The sequence below is a fragment of the Nesterenkonia alba DSM 19423 genome (genome assembly GCF_000421745.1).
In the GTDB taxonomy this organism is placed as follows: Bacteria; Actinomycetota; Actinomycetes; order Actinomycetales; family Micrococcaceae; genus Nesterenkonia; species Nesterenkonia alba.
Genome location: NZ_ATXP01000001.1, coordinates 47,206 through 65,277, shown reverse-complemented (window position 1 = coordinate 65,277; position 18,072 = coordinate 47,206). Strand labels below are relative to the sequence as shown.

The window sequence follows — 18,072 nt, the reverse complement described above, 5'->3', positions numbered from 1 at the left end:
TTAGGCTCCACTTCGGGGCGGTGCGGAGGTCTCGCGATACGCCCCAGCATGCCACAGCAAATTCGCAATTGCAACGCATAGCTGATCTGTCCCTCATTCGTCTGAGTCTTCAGCCTCATCGTCTTCCGGGTCGCCGTCCTCCGCCCGGTCAGTGTTGCTGTCGATATCGGTGACGGGGACGTCTTCGAATCGGAAGGGGTTCACCCCGAATCCGCGCTGCAGTTGGCTGGTGTCCTCATCCTCGCCCGGTGCTTCGAGGGTCACCTCGTCGACGCCGAGATCGGGATAGACGAGATAAGCGACTGCAGATTCACCGGCGTCGTACGTCTTGGCGAAGGCGAAGAGCGCATCCGTCAGCAGGCGGTAGTCCCGGCGGTGCAGGTCAGTCTCTTCGGGAGCTTGCTCGTCGAGTTCGATGTCTCCGGGGAAGTAGCGCAGCGGCTCGACCCACTGGTCACCGGCTGCCAAGTACGGCAGGTCCACCGCACCCAGTTGCGCCATCCCTCCATGGATGGTGCTGATGCCGGTCTCCAGCGGCCAGTCCAGAAACTGGTCATCCTCCACGGCGGTGACACGCAGACCGACGACGACGAGCCCGTCAGCACGTTGGACACTGTCCACCTCTAGGTCCAACTCCTCTCCGGCGTTGGGACCGTGGCCGCCGTTGACCAGACGCAGGGTCTCATCCGCTGAGGCGACCGGACCGTAAGGCTCGGGCAGCTCACCGGTGACTTCGATCTCCTCGTCCGGGGTCACCGTGGTGAAGTGCAGCTCCACCCGGCGGTTGAGGGCACGGCCCTCTTCCGAGGTGTTGTCGGCAATCGGTTCACGGAATGATTCCCCTGAGACGGCGACCTCGTCGAAGGCATCCAGATCAGTGAGTTCCTCGAGCCGAGCGTGGACGGCCTCCGCCCGCTCCTCGGAGAGCACCTGGTTGTACTCCTCGTCGAGGACGTTGTCCGTGTGTCCGATGATCTGCAACTGGCCACCTTCGGTGCCTTCCATCTCCTCGGCGGCGGCTTGCAGAGCTTCATCTGCCTCGTCGGAGAGATCAGCGGAGTCGACGTCGAAGAGCACATCGGAGGGCAGACTGACGGTGGTCTCCTCCCCCTCGACGTCCACGGAGTAATGCGGAGACTGCCGCCAGGTCACCAGGTCATAGGCTTCGCCGACCATATCCCCGTAGTTCTCCGAGCTCCCGGTGGGGTGGGCGTCATGGAGGTCACCCTCCACTACGGGGACCCCGGTGACCAGTCCGAAGTGTGGCAGCAGCACACTAGCGGTCTCCCCCTCTGGAGCGGCAAACACTCCGGTCCAGGACATCGTCTCCCCGGGCTCGGTGGCGCATTGGAAGCTGTCTCCGGTGGCGTCGCAATATGAGGCGATCTGCCCCTCTCCACCGTCACGACGGGCCAGTTCTGCAACGGTCATCGCCTCGTGATCGATGAGACGGACCTGACCTCCGGCAGATTCTGCGTCGGTGATCCCCACCAGACCGTGGAAGAGATCACGCGGCATGACAGTTCCCTCCCCGGTGACGAATTCCAGGTGCAAGGGGACTGCGGCCAGGTCACCCTCGGCAACGATGGGTCCGGCGGTCAGCTCCATGGTGATCTCCTCACCGGAGCCAAGGACACCCTTGTGGACGAATGTCTTCTCGACAGTGACCCCAGCGTCGGCGTCCGCGGGGGAATTGTCCTGGTCAGTCTGCTCGGTGGCGGCCTGGGTCTGGTTCCCCTCCTCGGCGTCGTCGGGCTCTTCTGTGGTCTGAGTGTCTTCGCCGGAGTCGACATCCTCGAACTCCGCCTGCCCCTCCGGAAAACAGGCGGTGAGCCCCAGGGCGGCGCTCAGCCCCAGGCCGGCGACCAGGCGCCGGTGGCCTCTTCGGCGAGCGCGGGTGAGGATCTCAGCGGACTGAGTAGGTGTCGGGCAGCGACCTCGAAAGGACGTACCTGAGGGCGGGGTGTCAGGGGTCAGGGTGCTCATCCGTTCGCTCCTTGCAGCGTGATCCGTTCACAGCCACCACTGTGGTGACACCTGTGAGTCGTAGCCCGCAGCGGAAAAGTTGCCTCCGTCACTCATCAATATAGCGGGCGGTGGCATCGGGCTCTGCGATAGTCACCTCTCGATAGAGTGAGGGCTAGGTCGCACTGATGAGGGGAGTACGCCGTGGAATTCCTGGCAGACATTGACACGTGGATGCTGCAAGCCGCTGCGGCGGTGATCTTCGCCCTCGGCTGGTTCATTGCCCACCTCGCTGGGGATCACTCGACGGCGACTGGCTCAGGGTATGGCAATGCAGCCCGCGGTAACGGCGGAGAGTCCGGCATGCCCGCCTGGAAGCGACAAGTGCGCAAGGAGGCAACCACCCGGTTGGTCCTCGGTGCTGTGGCCCTCGTAGCGGCCGGGGCTCTGCTGACCTGGATGGCCGCTCCCGCACTGGAGATGGCCCGCGAGGATTACCCGGATGAGTACGGGCCGGTGATGTGGTTGCAGGTGTTCGCCCTTCTGCTGTTCTTCTTGGCTCCCTCCCTGCTGGTATTCCTACCTGCAGCCCTCTACCGGGTCTTCGCTCGTGATGTTGGAGGGTGTTCGCTCACGGTGGTCATCATCGGCGCCGTGGTCCTTGCCCCGTTGGCCTCGGGCGGATGGCTCAGTTCCACGGAACCGGGCATCGTCCGGTGGAATAGTCACGGGTGGTGGATCTACACCCTGGTGATGATTGCGTTGTGGATCGCGACGGAAGCGTTCCGCCTGGGCCGGGCGAAACTCCGCCGCCTGAGGTGGCAGCCGAGCCGGAGCGGCTCCTCCTTCGCAACCTCACAGCAGACCGGAAGCTGAGGGGCACCACCAGCGGGTCTCTGCCGCGGCTATTTCTGCTTCTTACGCAGCGGGGCGATGCCCTGCCCGTGACTGGCGACGTCTTCTAAATAGGTGAGCACCCCGGCGTGGTTCATATGCCACCGCTGGTTGAACGAGTCGGTGAACTTCACCGAAAGCACTTTGAACCTATCTGTACCGGCGTAGGGCGTGAATGTGGTTTGCAGGGCCTCCACCGCCTGGGGAAAGTGCCAGTTCGGAGAACCTACCTGCGGCCCGGCGGAGTAATAGCGCCCGGGTGGGAGGACTTTGACCTGCGGGGAGACAGTAACGGCTTTGCTCTCCTCCCCGAAGGTGACGTCGATCTCCAGGTTGTAGAAGGATCCCTCGGAGTCATTGGAGAGCAGCAGTCCTCGGGATTTCGGGGAGATCTGTGCCCGTGCAGACTCCAGTCCCCCGGCGGCGATCTCCTGCCCCATCCAGGCGGAGAGCTTGGTCGCCTGCTCCATGGAATCTTGTTCATGCCGGCGCCGGCGTTCGAGCCGGTCATCGTGGATGCGTTCACGATCCTTCATGTAGGCAATCGCGGCTACCAGCACAGCCAGGCCCGTGGCCACACCCTGTAAAGCGATGAATAAGGTTTGAGTCAACTCCATAACGAGCAAGCCTTTCTTCCTCTAGACGGCCATCCTGGTCAGGCGGGTCAGGGTCTTGGCCCGGATCGGTTCGTCGCCGACGGGGACCAGCCAACTACCAATCTCTTCGAGGAACTCTTCAGGGGTCATCAATTCGGGCAGACCGCGTTTCTTGGCCTCCACGTTATTGGTGCGGATCTCACCGGTCTCGTCACCACAGTGCAGCACCACCACAGGGCGAATCTGAAGGTGCGGGAAGAGGTCTGCAAATCGCTGAAGGGCATACACCATGGGTTCGCCCCGCACCTCGGCTCCGCCGTCGGCGCGACGCCGGTGCACCTTCCCGTCGAGCCAGAAATAGTCACCGGGGGCGTAGAGCTTGGCGTCGACGAGGACCAGGCGATCTCCGCAAAGAATCGCGTGGTCGATATCGGCTTTATCCGTACCCGGCACACCCAGACTGTGGATGACCCGGACGCCGGGAATGCCGGGACTCTCCCCCGGTAAGCCGAGGAAGACGTCCATCAGTTGCTTCGTCATGCGTTCACCTTTGACACCCATGGTGGTTGCATCGGCACCGAAGGTCTTCTCGCTGTCGGCGACATTGCCTCCCGGGGTCCCCCACTCCCTCTCCCGACGGATCTCCTCCGCCGGGAGGATGGCACGCTTCTTCTCCTCGGCCAGGCTCAGGGAGCGTCGCGGTTCGTTCGCCGTGGACCGCTCATTGAGTTTCCGCCACCGCCACAGCTTCTCCCGGTACTGACGTCCAACCTCGGTCAAAGCGATGAACAACACCGAGCTCAGCACCGGGATACCCGCCTGGAAGAGCACGACCTCGGCGAAGAGCAGGTACAGCACGTACTTCGTCCAACCGGCCCAGTTCAGCGCACCCCGGCCGGCCCGCAGCTGATACGTTCTGCGCCCCATCCACAGGGCAAGTGCCGGGGCCACGGGCACCGACCACAGAGCACCCGCCCAGGCGCTGGCACCCTCGGTCTGCGCCGGCAGGTCCCAGGCGAGGACCATCCGCACCAGGTAGGTCGCCAGCCAGAACCCCACCAGTGTCAGCAACACCAGACGCAGTTTCGTTACGATGCTCAGGCCATCTTCAAACACCGAACGATTGACCCGGACGGGTTCTCCACTGTCCTTCAGCTTTTTGTTCTGCAGTTCGGCGATCGGCAGCCAGGAAAGTTGCTGAAGCGGAATCTTCAACCGCTCCAGGGCATCAATACCTAGCAGCCGTAGAGGGTCCTGCTCCCGGATGGGACCTGTGGGAGGGGCCTTCGACGTCGTATTCTTCCGGTTGCCCACGCCAGAGGACGAGTGGGAAGGGTGGTCCGCAGACTCCTGGACGCGCCCTTCTTTCTCCACGGAGATGAAGGTCGCCATCACCTGCGGCGGATAGCTTCCGGCATCCCGGCGGCTGACTGTGCCGTGGACGGTGAGGCGGGCGCCTTCGCCGGCGCGGGACGAAACGGCCCGATAGACCTTCTCTCTGGCCACCACCTCGACCCTTCCACTTGCATCCTCCAAGGTGAGGATCCCGTACTGGTTTCCCCGGGCTGAGGTGCGGTGCGTGAAGCTGGCCACCATGCCGGAGAGGGTCACTGCCTCATCGTGGGCCGGTCCGTCATCAGCTGTGATGCGCGCGGCCGTGGTCTCCTCCGCGCGCGGGGGTTGTTCCCTTTCGGAAGCGCCCTCAGTGGCCGTGACGTCTGTGCGTGTTGCGCTAAGGTACGTTTCGCTCGGGCCTGTTTCGCTCGTGGGCGTTTGCTCAGTGTGCGTTTCGTCCGTTTCTGTCCGCTCAGTGGCTGTTTCAGTGCTCTGCCGGTCTGGGACAGTAATCTCCTCGGCGGTAATCCACACTGCCTGATCGAAATGCAGGGTGCGCCCGGTCACCTCAGCGGTATCACCGCGGTGTAGACGGGGAAAGACAGAGGCGTAGAGCGACCCCCTGACGACAACCCGTACGGTGGCACCCTCGGACATGAGGTCCACGGCTCCACGCGGCGGGTGGTCAGTGGCGAGCTCGAAACCGGTGATCCGGCCGGTGACGGTAACAGCGGTGCCCTCGGTGAGGCGTTCGGGGAGGATCACCTCGCTGATGGGCAGGGGGGTGGCTGCCGCGAGAGCCTCGTCGGAGTCATCACGCCAGTGACCGTCCGCGTCGCGCCGACGTTGCTCTGACACAGCAATCCCCCCCTTGAGTGTGCGCCCCACAGCTACACGTTCTTCACCGAATACGAGTGCATTTCATCCTAGCAACGGGGCTGGTCATCGCTGGGAGTAAGCGGCTACGACAGAGGCCCGGACCCCCTCATACGGGGATCCGGGCCTCTATACGGTACCCGTCAGGGCAGTCAGTGCCCCTGAGACGGCGTCACTGCGGTGACATCACCGGAAGTCGACACCGGTGTCGTAGTCGTCGAGGGGAACGGCGTGGAATTCACCGTCTCCCTCGGCACCGGCGTAGTCGAAGCTGGACCCGTAGAGGCTGGGACCGGTGAACAGGTTCGCCTTGGCCTCCTCGGTGGGCTCCACCTCGGTGTTGACGTAGCGGTCCAGGCCGGTACCGGCCGGGATGAGCTTACCGATGATGACGTTCTCCTTCAGACCCAGCAGCGGATCCGACTTGCCTTCCATAGCCGCCTGGGTGAGCACCCGGGTGGTCTCCTGGAAGGAGGCTGCCGAGAGCCAGGAATCGGTGGCCAGGGAGGCCTTGGTGATTCCCATGAGCTCGTCACGCCCGGAGGCCGGGCGCTTGCCCTGCTCAAAGGCAGCCTTATTGGCCTGCTGGAAGCGGAACCGGTCGGCCAGCTCACCGGGCAGCAGGTCGGTGTCACCGGATTCGATGACGGTGACCCGGCGCAGCATCTGCCGGACGATGACCTCCACGTGCTTGTCGTGGATGGCCACACCCTGGGTCTGGTAGACCTCCTGGACCTCGGCGACGAGGAACCGCTGGGCAGCCCGGGGACCGAGCACCCGCAGTACCTGCTTGGGGTCCACGGAGCCGTGGGTCAGCTGGGTGCCGACCTCGACGTGAACAGTCTTATCCAGGTTCTCCCCCAGGTCGACGAGCAGCTTGGCCCGGCGCAGGATCGGGTAAACCTGCTCCTCGGAGCCGTCGTCGGGAGTGAGCACCAGGCGGGACTGTTTCTCGTCCTCCTCGTAGCGCAGCCGTCCGGAGGACTCGGCGATGGGTGCCACACCCTTCGGAGTGCGGGCCTCGAAGAGTTCCTGGATACGCGGCAGACCCTGGGTGATGTCATCGGCGGAGGCGACACCACCAGAGTGGAAGGTACGCATGGTCAGCTGGGTTCCCGGCTCACCGATGGACTGTGCGGCGATGATCCCGACGGCCTCGCCGACGTCGACCCGCTGGCCAGAGGCCATGGACCGCCCGTAGGAGGCTGCGGAGACACCCACCGGGGACTCATCGGTCAGCACGGAGCGAACCTTGATGGTCTTAATCCCGGCGGCAAAGATCCGCTTGATCATCTGGTCGTCGACCTCGTCACCGGCAGTGGCGAGCACCTCGCCGTTTTCGTCGACGACGTCGGCAGCCAGGGTCCGCGCGTAAGCGGAGGTCTCGACCATCTCGTGCAGTTCCCAGTCGGTGACGTCCGGGTTATCGGTGATGAGCTTGCGCCCGGACTTGATGAGCACGTCATCGGCGCCCTGGGCGTCGTGACGGTAACCCACCGGCTGAGCGATCGGCACGGTGATGCCGCGGGTGCTGCCGTCGTCCTCGCTGCGGATGATGACGTCCTGGGAGACGTCGACCAGACGCCGGGTGAGGTACCCGGAGTTCGCAGTCTTCAGCGCGGTGTCGGCCAGACCCTTACGGGCACCGTGGGTGGCGATGAAGTACTCCAGCACGGTCAAGCCCTCACGGTAGGAGGCCTTGATGGGCCGGGGGATAATCTCACCCTTCGGGTTGGTCACCAAACCACGGATACCGGCGATCTGCCGGACCTGGTTCCAGTTACCACGGGCTCCGGAGGACACCATGCGGTTGATGGTGTTGAGCTCATCCATCCCCGCTTTCATCTTGGACTCGATCTCTTCGGTGGCCTGACGCCAGATCTCTTGGAGCTCTGTGGTGCGTTCTTCCTTACCGATGAGACCCAGACCGTAGTCGTCCTCGATCTTGGCCACCTGCGCCTCGTAGTTCTCCATCATCGACTGTTTGTCGAAGTCGGAGGTGATGTCAGAGATCGCCACGGTGACCCCGGAACGAGTGGACCAGTAGAAGCCGGCGTCTTTGAGGTTGTCCAGAGTCTGGGCGACCTGGACGGTGGAGTACCGCTCGGAGAGGTCGTTGATAAGCACCCCGAGCTGCTTCTTATCAGCCTGCTTGTCCTGCCAGGGGTAGTCCTCGGGCAGCAGTTCGTTGAAGATGACCTTGCCCAGGGTGGTGTCGATGAGCGCAGGCTCACCCTCAGTCCACCCCTCGGGTGCGGGCACCTGCTCCGAGGGCACGAAACCGTCGACGGCGATCTTCACCGGGGCGTTGAGGTGCAGCTCCTTCAGGTCGAAGGCCATGTAGGCCTCCCCCACAGAGGAGAACACCCGCCCGGCACCCGACTCGTCCTCGCGGACCGTGGTGAGGTGGTGCAGCCCAATAATCATGTCCTGGGTGGGCAGTGCCACCGGGCGACCGTCGGAGGGCTTGAGGATGTTGTTCGAGGAGAGCATCAGGATGCGCGCCTCGGCCTGTGCCTCCGGCCCCAGGGGCAGGTGCACAGCCATCTGGTCACCGTCGAAGTCGGCGTTGAAGGCGGTGCAGACCAGCGGGTGCAGCTGCAAGGCCTTCCCTTCGACCAGCTGCGGTTCGAAGGCCTGGATACCCAGACGGTGCAGGGTGGGAGCACGGTTGAGCAGCACCGGGTGCTCGGTGATGACTTCCTCCAGCACGTCCCACACCTGGGAACGCTGACGCTCCACCATCCGCTTGGCGGACTTGATGTTCTGAGCGTGGTTGAGGTCCACCAGCCGCTTCATTACAAACGGCTTGAACAGCTCCAGGGCCATCTGTTTAGGCAGGCCACATTCGTGCAGCTTCAGCTGCGGACCCACCACGATGACCGAACGGCCCGAGTAGTCCACACGCTTACCCAGCAGGTTCTGGCGGAAGCGGCCCTGCTTACCCTTGAGCATGTCGGACAGCGACTTCAGCGGACGGTTACCCGGTCCGGTGACCGGCCGACCGCGGCGACCGTTGTCAAACAGGGAGTCCACCGACTCCTGCAGCATGCGCTTCTCGTTGTTGATGATGATCTCGGGCGCGCCGAGGTCCAGCAGCCGCTTGAGCCGGTTGTTCCGGTTGATGACGCGGCGGTAAAGGTCGTTGAGGTCGCTGGTGGCGAAACGGCCACCGTCGAGCTGCACCATAGGCCGGATCTCCGGGGGGATCACCGGCACAGCCTCCAGCACCATCCCGGTGGGCGAGTTGCCGTTGACCAGGAAGGCATTGAGGACCTTCAACCGTTTCAGGGCGCGGGTCTTGCGCTGCCCCTTACCGGTGGCAATGGTCTCGCGCAGAGAGGCGGCCTCAGACTCCATGTCGAAGGTAGCCAGACGACGACGGATCGCCTCAGCACCCATGTGGCCCTCGAAGTACTCACCGTACTTGGCCCGCATCTCACGGAACAGGGTCTCATCACCCTCGAGGTCGCCCACCTTGATGTTCTTGAAACGGTCCCAGACGTTCTGGATCTGCTCGATCTCAGCGTCGGCGCGCTTACGCACCTGGGCCATCTGCTTCTCTTTGGTCTCGCGGAACTTCTTCTTCTCCGCAGCCTTGGCACCTTCGGACTCGAGTTCAGCCAGGCCGTCCTCGAGCTCCTTGGAGATCGCGGCGATGTCGGCGTCCCGCTGGGAGGTCAGGTGGTTGACCTCCTGGGTGACCTCGGCTTCGAGGTTCGGCAGATCCTCGTGCCGGCGGTCCTCGTCCACCTCGGTAATCATGTAGGCGGCGAAGTAGATGACCTTCTCCAGGTCCTTCGGCGCCAGGTCCAGCAGGTACCCCAGACGGGAGGGAACACCCTTGAAGTACCAGATGTGGGTCACCGGGGCGGCCAGTTCGATGTGGCCCATCCGTTCACGGCGAACCTTGGAACGGGTGACCTCCACACCGCAGCGCTCACAGGTGATGCCCTTGAAGCGCACGCGCTTGTACTTACCGCAGTAGCACTCCCAGTCACGGGAGGGGCCGAAGATCTTCTCGCAGAAGAGCCCGTCCTTCTCTGGCTTCAGGGTGCGGTAGTTGATGGTCTCGGGCTTCTTCACCTCGCCGTGGGACCACTTCAGGATCTCGTCGGTGGTGGCCAGGCCGATGCGCATCGTGCCGAATGAGGATTCAGTGGACATAGTCCGTATCTCTCTTTTCTCTAGCAAAAGTTCGTCAACGCAAGTTCTGTGTCTGCTTCACCGAGGGCGACGTCGTCGGATGGATCACGACGACGCCGCAGCCTCAAGCGAGCGGGTCAGAGGGGCTTCAGACCTCTTCGACCGAGCTGGGCTCGGCGCGGGAGAGGTCGATGCCGAGCTCTTCGGCGGCGGTGAAGCCGGAGTCCTCACTGTCGGCGTCGCGCATCTCGAAGGCCTTGCCCTCGGAGTTGAGGACCTCGACGTTCAGGCACAGCGACTGCATTTCCTTGATGAGCACCTTGAATGACTCGGGAACGCCCGGCTCGGGGATGTCCTCGCCCTTGACGATGGCCTCATAGACCTTCACACGGCCGTGGATGTCATCGGACTTGATGGTCAGCAGCTCCTGCAGGGTGTAAGCGGAGCCGTAAGCCTCCAGGGCCCAGACCTCCATCTCACCGAAGCGCTGACCGCCGAACTGTGCCTTACCACCCAGCGGCTGCTGGGTAATCATCGAGTACGGGCCGGTGGAGCGGGCGTGGATCTTGTCGTCCACCAGGTGGTGGAGCTTCAAGATGTACATGTAGCCGACCGAGACCGGGTCCGGGAACGGCTCGCCGGAGCGGCCGTCGAACAGGGTGGCCTTGCCGTCGGTGCCCACCAGTCGCTCACCGTCGCGGGTGGGGTTGACCGAACCGAGCAGGCCGGTGATCTCGTAGGTCTCAGCACCGTCGAAGACCGGGGTGGCCACCTTGGTGGGGCCGGTCTCCTTGGGCAGATGCGGCAGATTCTGCAGCCACTCGGGGTTGCCCTCGATGGTCCAGCCGTTAGCAGCAGCCCAGCCTAAGTGCAGCTCCATGACCTGTCCGATGTTCATACGACCGGGCACACCCATGGGGTTGAGCACGACGTCGACAGGGGTTCCATCCGGCAGGAACGGCATGTCTTCCACCGGCAGGATGCGGGAAATCACGCCCTTGTTACCGTGCCGTCCGGCGAGCTTGTCACCGTCGGTGATCTTACGCTTCTGGGCGACGTAGACCCGCACCACCTGGTTCACACCCGGGGGCAGCTCGTGGCCTTCCTCAGTGTCGAGGATGCGCACGCCGATGACCGTTCCGGCCTCACCGTGGGGCACCTTCAGGGAGGTGTCGCGGACTTCGCGGGACTTCTCACCGAAGATGGCACGCAGCAGGCGCTCCTCGGGGGTCAGCTCTGTCTCACCCTTGGGCGTGACGCGACCAACGAGAATGTCACCGGACTCCACCTCGGCGCCAACGTGGATGATGCCGCGTTCGTCGAGCTGGGCAAGCATCTCCTCGGAGACGTTGGGAATATCCCGGGTGATTTCCTCGGCACCGAGCTTGGTGTCCCGGGCGTCGACCTCGTGCTCCTCGATGTGGATGGAGGTGAGCACATCGTCCTGCACCAGACGCTGGGAGAGGATGATGGCGTCCTCGAAGTTGTGACCCTCCCAGGACATGAAGGCCACCAGCAGGTTCTTCCCCAGCGCCAGCTCACCGTATTCGGTGGAGGGACCATCGGCGATGACCGACTGGGGCTCCACCCGGTCACCTTCGGAGACCCGGACGCGCTGGTTGTAGGCGTTGCCCTGGTTGGAGCGCTGGAACTTCATGATCGGGTAGTGGGTGTGGGTGCCGTCGTCGTTGAGGACGGTGACCAGGTCGGCGGCCACCTTGGTGACCACACCCGCCTTGGCGGCAACCACAGAGTCGCCGGCGTCAATCGCGGCGTACTTCTCCATCCCGGTCCCGACCAGCGGGGACTCGGCCTGCAGCAGCGGCACGGCCTGACGCTGCATGTTGGCACCCATGAGCGCACGGTTGGCGTCGTCGTGCTCCAGGAACGGGATGAGCGCAGTGGCTACCGAGACCATCTGCCGCGGGGAGACATCCATGTAGTCGATGTCCTCGGGGGAGACCAACAGCGGCTCACCCTGCTCACCACCGGAGGCGTCAGCACGACCACGGCAGAGCACAGCGTCCTCGGCGAAGGAGCCATCCTCATTCAGCGGTGCATTGGCCTGGGCGATCTGGGCGACCAGTTCGTCGTCAGCGGTGAGGTACTCGATTTCATCGGTGACCTTGCCATCGACCACCTTGCGGTACGGGGTCTCGATGAATCCGAAGTTGTTGATCCGCCCGTAGGTGGCCAGCGAACCGATCAGCCCGATGTTCGGACCTTCCGGAGTCTCAATGGGACACATCCGGCCGTAGTGGGAGGGGTGGACGTCGCGGACTTCCATACCGGCACGGTCACGGGAGAGGCCCCCGGGACCCAGAGCGGAGAGCCGCCGCTTGTGGGTCAGACCGGCCAGCGGGTTGTTCTGGTCCATGAACTGGGACAGCTGGGAGGTTCCGAAGAACTCCTTGATGCTGGCCACCACTGGGCGGATGTTGATGAGCGTCTGCGGGGTGATCGCCTCGACGTCCTGGGTGGTCATCCGTTCGCGGACCACGCGCTCCATACGGGACAGACCGGTGCGGACCTGGTTCTCGATGAGCTCGCCCACCGCACGGATGCGCCGGTTGCCGAAGTGGTCGATGTCATCCACGGCCACCGGGATCTCGGTCTCTTCACCGTCACGCACACCCTTGATGCTGGTGCGGCCTGCGTGCAGGGCACACAGGTAGTGGATCATCGCGGTGATGTCCTCTTCGGTGAGCACGCTGGCGTCCGCTGCGGAGAAGTCCTTGTCCACACCGAGCTTGCGGTTCAGCTTGTACCGGCCCACCTTGGCCAGGTCGTAGCGCTTCCGGGTGAAGTACAGCGACTCCAGCAGCGAGCGGCCGGCCTCGACGGTCGGCGGCTCGCCCGGACGCAGCTTGCGGTAGATGTCCAGCAGGGCCTCGTCCTGGGACTCGAAAGTGTCCTTCTCCAGGGTTGCGCGGATGGAATCGTACTCACCGAACTCTTCGAGGATCTTCGAGTCAGTCCAGCCAAGGGCTTTCAGCAGCGCGGTGACCGGCTGCTTGCGCTTGCGGTCCAGCCGCACCCCGACCTGGTCGCGCTTGTCGATCTCGAGTTCGAACCAGGCACCGCGGGAAGGGATCACCTTCGCGGTGAAGATGTCCTTGTCGCTGGTCTTGTCCTGGGTCTTCTCGAAGTAAGCACCCGGGGAGCGGACCAGCTGGGAGACCACAACACGCTCAGTGCCGTTAATGATGAAGGTACCCCGCTCGGTCATCAGCGGGAAGTCACCCATGAACACCGTCTGCTGCTTGATCTCACCGGTGTTGTGGTTCATGAACTCGGCCTTGACGTACAGCGGGGCCGAGTAGGTGGTGTCGTGGTCCTTGCACTCTTCCACCGACATCTTCGGGTCGGCGAACTCCGGGTCGGAGAAGGAGAGACTCATGGTCTCCTGGAAATCCTCGATAGGCGACATCTCCTCGAAGATGTCCGCCAGTCCGGAAGTCTCGGAGACGCCCTTGATGCCCTTCTGCCGGGCTTCCTCCACCCGGGCGGCCCAGCGCTCGTTGCCCACGAGCCGGTCAAAGGACTCGATCTGCAGGGCAAGCAACTCGGGGACATCGAGGGGCTCGTGGATCTTTGCGAATGAGAGCCGGCCGGCGTAGTCAGCAGTACGGGCCGATGCAGCGGTATTGATAGAGGTGCTCGAGGCGACCAAGAGGGATCCTTCCACAGACCTTCGTAGCTTCCGTGTACAGCGTCACAGAGATATGCCCACCGCTATTTGAAGGCACAGGAAATGGAGACGACGCGAACCTTAAGGGTACACAGAAGATGAGGCCGGGTGCAACCGCACGGCAAAAGACGCCGGATTTCCGCTCGGCTGGCACACAGGCTAGCACTTCCGCCCGGCTGCACAACAGCTCACGCCCCAGCGCGTGTTGTCACCGACGATGACCGCACGACGCCGGCAGCGCACCTTCAGCAGCCCGGCACCTCACTAAAGACCGGGTCCCCTCTGGGCGGTCCCCTTCTCCGGGAATCGGTACACCCCAGAGACCCCCGCCGCCCAGCGCGCGTAGGCCAGCGCGGCCAGCAGAATGAGCACCACTGCGGCGAAGAGAGCCACCACTCCCCCGGGTACAGTCATCCCGGCAGCTAGCCGGACAGCTGTCCAGACGAGGATCACCGCTGCCATCACGCCTGCAGCGCGGATGAGATACCTCCGCCACACCGTGGAGGGGACCACCGCGGGAAGAGGCAGCACTGCCGCTAAGGCCGCGCACACATGAATGGTGAGCACCAGGGTGGCCACCAGCAGACTCCACGCCGTGGCGACGTCGTCGTTGGCCAACCACCAGCACCCCAGTACGTAGCTCAACAGTGCCAGCGGCGCAGGACCCTGCGGCACGAGCGCAGCCGCCACGCCCAGCAACAGACTCAGCCCCCCGGTCCAGAAGTCGAGCACCCCTCGGCCACTGACCAGCCCGGCGAGCACCCCGAAGATCACCGCGGAGACCACAATCGCGGCACGCAGGCTCAACTGCCCCCACGAGGCGTTGCGCAGTTCGCGGATCATCGCATGGCCCCCGTTCCTCGGCGAGCCAGTAACTGCAGCACCATGTCCATACTTCCGGGCCCCCGCCAGGGGACCACCGCGACTCCGGCCTGCTGGACCCGTCGGATCTCTAGTGCCCGCTCGAGCTGACGGATTCGCCAGGCCAGTTCATCGAGGCTCTCCCCCTTGCTGGTGGGGTTGAAAGACTCCCCGAGCACATCAATGGCGACCACTGTCAGTCCGCTGCGGGCCAAGGAGGCCGCTCGAGTGAGGATCGCCGGGGAGATCAGCGGGGAGACCATGACCACCAGGGTGCCCGGTGGTAAGCCGAGCCGGATCCGGTCGAAGTCCACGCGGTGCTCCGCCGAGGGGGTCGCCTTGGAGAGGACATCCAGCACTCGACGCGCGTGGCGGCGGCCGGTACCGGCCGGAAGTCGCTGCGGCATATGCCCGGAGACCACCTGCAGGCTCACTCGGTCGCCCTGTCGGGTGAAGTGCTCGCTGATCGCCGCAGCCGCCCGCACTGAGGTGTCGAGAGTGGTGGGCCCCTCCCCACCGGCGGGGGTGAGGTCCAGCTGTGCGTCAACGAGCAATGCGAGGTGGGTGTCCTGGTCCGCGTAGGAGGAGGTCACGTGTAACTCGCCGGTGCGCGCCGAGTGGGTCCAGTTGATCCGCTTGAGCTTGTCACCCCATTGGAAAGGGCGGATCGTGTTGAACTCGCTGCCGTCGCCGGGCCGGGTGGAGCGGTGCTGCCCGACGAGTCCGCGTGGATGCGGCGCCGGGGCGGAGGTGTCGAAGACCTCTGGGGCCGGCAACACACGCCGGGTGCGTTCGGCGAAGGTCTCCGGTCCCCACATGTAGGCCCCCCAGGATCCGGCCGCTGCGGCCCGCACTGGCCCTACCGGGTGTAAGCCCCAGCGCTGCGGATCGATCCCGGTACTGACCTCCACCGCTTCACCGGGATCTGCTGTGCTCAGGTCTACCGCCCGGGCGCCGTGCCGTGGCCGGCGCTCGATGTAGGGGGTGGGTGCCACCGAGGTGGCGAGGATCTCGGCGTCCTCAGTTCCTTCCGCGGTGACGATGACAGCATTGGACTGGCCTTCGGTGACGACGTCTCGGGCTGTGCGGAAGCGCAATCGCACCTGCCCGCGGGGGCGTTCGGCGATCGTCCACACTGCAATGATCGCCAGCGGCGCGGCGGCTACCAGCAGGTCCGGGCGCCCGGCCATCAGGGCCAGCACCGCGGTGAGTACGGCGAGGATCACCGCACGCAGACCAGCGTGGGTGAACAACCACTGAGGAGCCCGACGACGACGGGAGGCAGAGGATGCGTTCACAGTGCGGCCTCAGACCGCCTCGCGGGCCGAGGGCACTGGCACGTCCCCCAGGACGGAGGCCACCACCCGCTGCGGGGTCACCTCGGACATCCACAGCTCGGGTTTGAGCACGACGCGGTGATCGAGCACCGCGTGGGCGACTGCTTTAACGTCTTCGGGAGTGATGTAGCTGCGGCCGTGGATGACCGCATAGGCCCGGGCGGTGAGGACCAGGGCCAGGGATCCGCGCGGGGAGGCCCCGACCTGCACGGCGTTGTTGGTGCGGGTGGCGGCGGCCAGCTGCACGCAGTAGCGGGAAATGTCCTCTTCCACCGGGACGGATTCCACCGCCTGCTGCATGGCGATGAGCCCGGCGGCGTCGGTCACCGGTTCGAGCACAACCTCCTCGGCCCGGCGGTCCAAGCGACGGCGGAGCACGTCTTGTTCTTCGTCCTGTTCGGGGTAGCCGAAGGACAGCCGCAAGAGGAAACGGTCCAGCTGGGCTTCCGGCAGCGGGTAGGTGCCCTCGTACTCCACGGGGTTGGCTGTGGCCAGCACGTGGAAGGGCCTCGGCAGCGGGTAGGTGCGACCTTCGACGGTGACTTGCTTCTCCGCCATGGCTTCTAAGAGAGCGGACTGGGTCTTCGGTGGGGTGCGGTTGATCTCATCGGCCAGTAGGAGCCCGGTGAACAGCGGGCCCTGCCGGAATTCAAACTCCCCGCGGGACTGGTCGTAGACATAGGCGCCGGTGAGGTCGGCTGGCAGCAGGTCGGGGGTGAACTGCGCCCGGGAGAAGTCCAGCCCGAGGGTCTGGGCGAAGGAGCGAGCGGCCAGGGTTTTGCCGAGCCCGGGGAGGTCTTCGAGCAGCACGTGCCCACCGGCGAGGATGGCCGCCAGGGTCAGAGTGAGCGGTTCGCGTTTGCCGACCACGGCCTGGCTGATCTGGTCGAGCACCTCCTCGGCGCGGGCGGTGACGGCCTCGGCTGTCATGGTCTGCTCGGGTGTGCTCACAGTTCCTCGATTCGTGTGACGGCGTGGGTCAGGGTGCTTTCGCTCACCGGCTGGCCCGGTTCGGGTTCGGTGGCGAGGTAGTCGCTGAGTTCTTCCCCTAAGGCGGCGCGGGCGGCCTCGGGGTCGGTCTCGGGGTCAATGCCGCGGGCCCGCAGTGCGGCGGTGGCGAGTCGGGTGATGACCTCGTGGGTTTCGACCACGCCGTTTTCCCCGGCGACGGCGTCGCGCAGCAGGTAGCGCAGCCGGGCGAGGCGCAGGTCGGCTTCGGCGCGGTGGCGGTCCGGTTCCCGGGGATCCCCGCTGAACCATTCGGGTTCCACCACGGCCCGGCGGTGCTCCAGGACGGTGAAGACCACGACGACGCCGACACCGGCGGCTACCACAGCGAAGGCCACTCCTGCGCTCCAGGGGCCGGGGGCGAGATCGTTGGCCCACAGCACGATGAACAGCACCAGCCCGCAGCCCAGCGCGAGCAGTCCTGGCAGCACTGTGCGTTTCACTGGGCTCCCTCCGTGTGCTGTGCGCTCAGCCGCTGGGTGTCGAGACGTTGGGCTTCGGCGCGTTCGCGTTCGGCGGTCACAGCGGCCTGTTTGGCGGCGATATCCCGCCGGGTGGCTTCGAGTGCTTCGATGGCTCGGCGGCGGTGGTCTTCTGTCATGGGCAGCCGGGAGAACCGGGCGGTGCGGTAAAGCTCAGCCAGTTCGGCGATCGTGGCCGAATCGACGTCCCAGTGGGCCAGTACCCGGCGGGTGAATTCTTCGGCGGTCTCCGAGGGCGCCCGGGTGAGCCCGGCCTGGGCAGCACCGTCTTCTAGGGCCACCCAGCAGGCGACCACCGCGTTGCGGGGTTGACCTTCGGCCACGGCGCGTTCCCGAGCACGGCCGGCGGCGGCTTCAGCGACGGCGAGGTCTTCGACGATCTGCCCGGGCCCGGCGTCGTCGGCGTTGCGCCCGGCCCACCAACGGCGCAGGCGGCGGGCCACGACCACCGCAGTGCGGGCAAGGATGATCGCAGCGGCGATGCCCAGCAGGATCAGACCCAGCTCGATGAGTTGCCGCAGCCAGTTGGAGTCATCGAGGTCGCCGTCGTCAGCCAGGGGCAGTTCGTCTTCGCAGGCGGGCGGAATCTCTGCCCCGTCGGCGATCTCCGCGGGGGTGGGGCAGTCTTGGATGTCTTGTTCGATCGGGTCATCACCCTCGGGCTCCGGGGGTTCCCAGTCGATATCGGGGGCGGGGAGGTCTCCAGTGAAGCGGGGCACCTCCGCGGTAGAACCCCAGACGAGCACCAGCAGCCCCAGCGTGGTCAGGACCACGGCCCAGGCTGCCCGTGTTGTTCGCATCACTCCAACGTAGCGCACTGGGTCGCTCACGCGCGGCTGCTGGGGGAAGGTCCCGACGTCGGACCCCCTGCTGGAACGATC

General features: G+C 64.9%; 11 protein-coding genes. 1 reads left to right on the top strand and 10 read right to left on the bottom strand.

All coding sequences use genetic code 11. The features are described from left to right. Positions 1–93: 93 nt before the first annotated feature. Positions 94–1,986 (bottom strand): OmpA family protein, encoded by a 1,893-nt coding sequence (locus tag H578_RS0100270; RefSeq protein WP_022871709.1) that lies wholly within the window; start codon positions 1,984–1,986, stop codon positions 94–96. Positions 1,987–2,169: 183 nt separating this feature from the next. Here H578_RS0100270 and H578_RS0100265 point away from each other — a divergent pair, with 183 nt between their 5' ends. Continuing rightward, complete coding sequence (locus H578_RS0100265) at positions 2,170–2,841, top strand: hypothetical protein (RefSeq protein WP_022871708.1); 672 nt, start codon at positions 2,170–2,172, stop codon at positions 2,839–2,841. 29 nt (positions 2,842–2,870) lie between these two features. Here the strand turns inward: H578_RS0100265 and H578_RS0100260 are convergent, their stop codons facing one another. The 9 genes from H578_RS0100260 to H578_RS15315 all read right to left on the bottom strand — a co-directional run bounded on the left by H578_RS0100260 (position 2,871) and on the right by H578_RS15315 (position 17,991). Next, on the bottom strand, positions 2,871–3,476 hold the full coding sequence (locus H578_RS0100260) for a hypothetical protein (protein WP_022871707.1): 606 nt from the start codon (positions 3,474–3,476) through the stop codon (positions 2,871–2,873). Between the two features lie 21 nt (positions 3,477–3,497). Beyond that, on the bottom strand, positions 3,498–5,648 hold the full coding sequence (locus H578_RS0100255) for an OB-fold nucleic acid binding domain-containing protein (RefSeq protein WP_022871706.1): 2,151 nt from the start codon (positions 5,646–5,648) through the stop codon (positions 3,498–3,500). A gap of 204 nt (positions 5,649–5,852) precedes the next feature. Next, positions 5,853–9,833 carry a DNA-directed RNA polymerase subunit beta' gene (locus H578_RS0100250; RefSeq protein ID WP_022871705.1) on the bottom strand — a complete coding sequence of 1,327 codons (3,981 nt, stop codon included), beginning with the start codon at positions 9,831–9,833 and terminating at the stop codon, positions 5,853–5,855. Positions 9,834–9,960: 127 nt separating this feature from the next. Next, positions 9,961–13,485: a DNA-directed RNA polymerase subunit beta gene (gene rpoB, locus H578_RS0100245; RefSeq protein ID WP_028463777.1), complete on the bottom strand. Its 3,525-nt coding sequence runs from the start codon at positions 13,483–13,485 to the stop codon at positions 9,961–9,963. A gap of 282 nt (positions 13,486–13,767) precedes the next feature. Next, positions 13,768–14,346 (bottom strand): hypothetical protein, encoded by a 579-nt coding sequence (locus H578_RS0100240; RefSeq protein WP_022871703.1) that lies wholly within the window; start codon positions 14,344–14,346, stop codon positions 13,768–13,770. After that, positions 14,343–15,662, bottom strand: coding sequence for a DUF58 domain-containing protein (locus tag H578_RS12140; RefSeq protein ID WP_022871702.1), 1,320 nt, complete (start codon positions 15,660–15,662; stop codon positions 14,343–14,345). The genes H578_RS0100240 and H578_RS12140 overlap by 4 nt, the downstream gene beginning before the upstream one ends. A gap of 9 nt (positions 15,663–15,671) precedes the next feature. Continuing rightward, positions 15,672–16,631, bottom strand: coding sequence for an AAA family ATPase (locus tag H578_RS0100230; RefSeq protein ID WP_028463776.1), 960 nt, complete (start codon positions 16,629–16,631; stop codon positions 15,672–15,674). A gap of 17 nt (positions 16,632–16,648) precedes the next feature. After that, positions 16,649–17,152, bottom strand: a complete 504-nt coding sequence (locus tag H578_RS0100225; protein WP_022871700.1) for a hypothetical protein — start codon at positions 17,150–17,152, stop codon at positions 16,649–16,651. Continuing rightward, positions 17,149–17,991: a DUF4129 domain-containing protein gene (locus H578_RS15315; protein ID WP_156837146.1), complete on the bottom strand. Its 843-nt coding sequence runs from the start codon at positions 17,989–17,991 to the stop codon at positions 17,149–17,151. Before H578_RS15315 ends, H578_RS0100225 begins: the two co-directional genes overlap by 4 nt. Between the last annotated feature and the right edge of the window lie 81 nt (positions 17,992–18,072).

Excerpts from the sequence above, each read along its gene's own strand:
- H578_RS0100270 (WP_022871709.1), bottom strand. The coding sequence starts at position 1,986 with ATGAGCACCCTGACCCCTGACACCCCGCCCTCAGGTACGTCCTTTCGA.
- H578_RS0100260 (WP_022871707.1), bottom strand. The coding sequence starts at position 3,476 with ATGGAGTTGACTCAAACCTTATTCATCGCTTTACAGGGTGTGGCCACG.
- H578_RS0100250 (WP_022871705.1), bottom strand. The coding sequence starts at position 9,833 with ATGTCCACTGAATCCTCATTCGGCACGATGCGCATCGGCCTGGCCACC.
- H578_RS0100240 (WP_022871703.1), bottom strand. The coding sequence starts at position 14,346 with ATGATCCGCGAACTGCGCAACGCCTCGTGGGGGCAGTTGAGCCTGCGT.
- H578_RS0100230 (WP_028463776.1), bottom strand. The coding sequence starts at position 16,631 with ATGACAGCCGAGGCCGTCACCGCCCGCGCCGAGGAGGTGCTCGACCAG.
- H578_RS15315 (WP_156837146.1), bottom strand. The coding sequence starts at position 17,991 with ATGCGAACAACACGGGCAGCCTGGGCCGTGGTCCTGACCACGCTGGGG.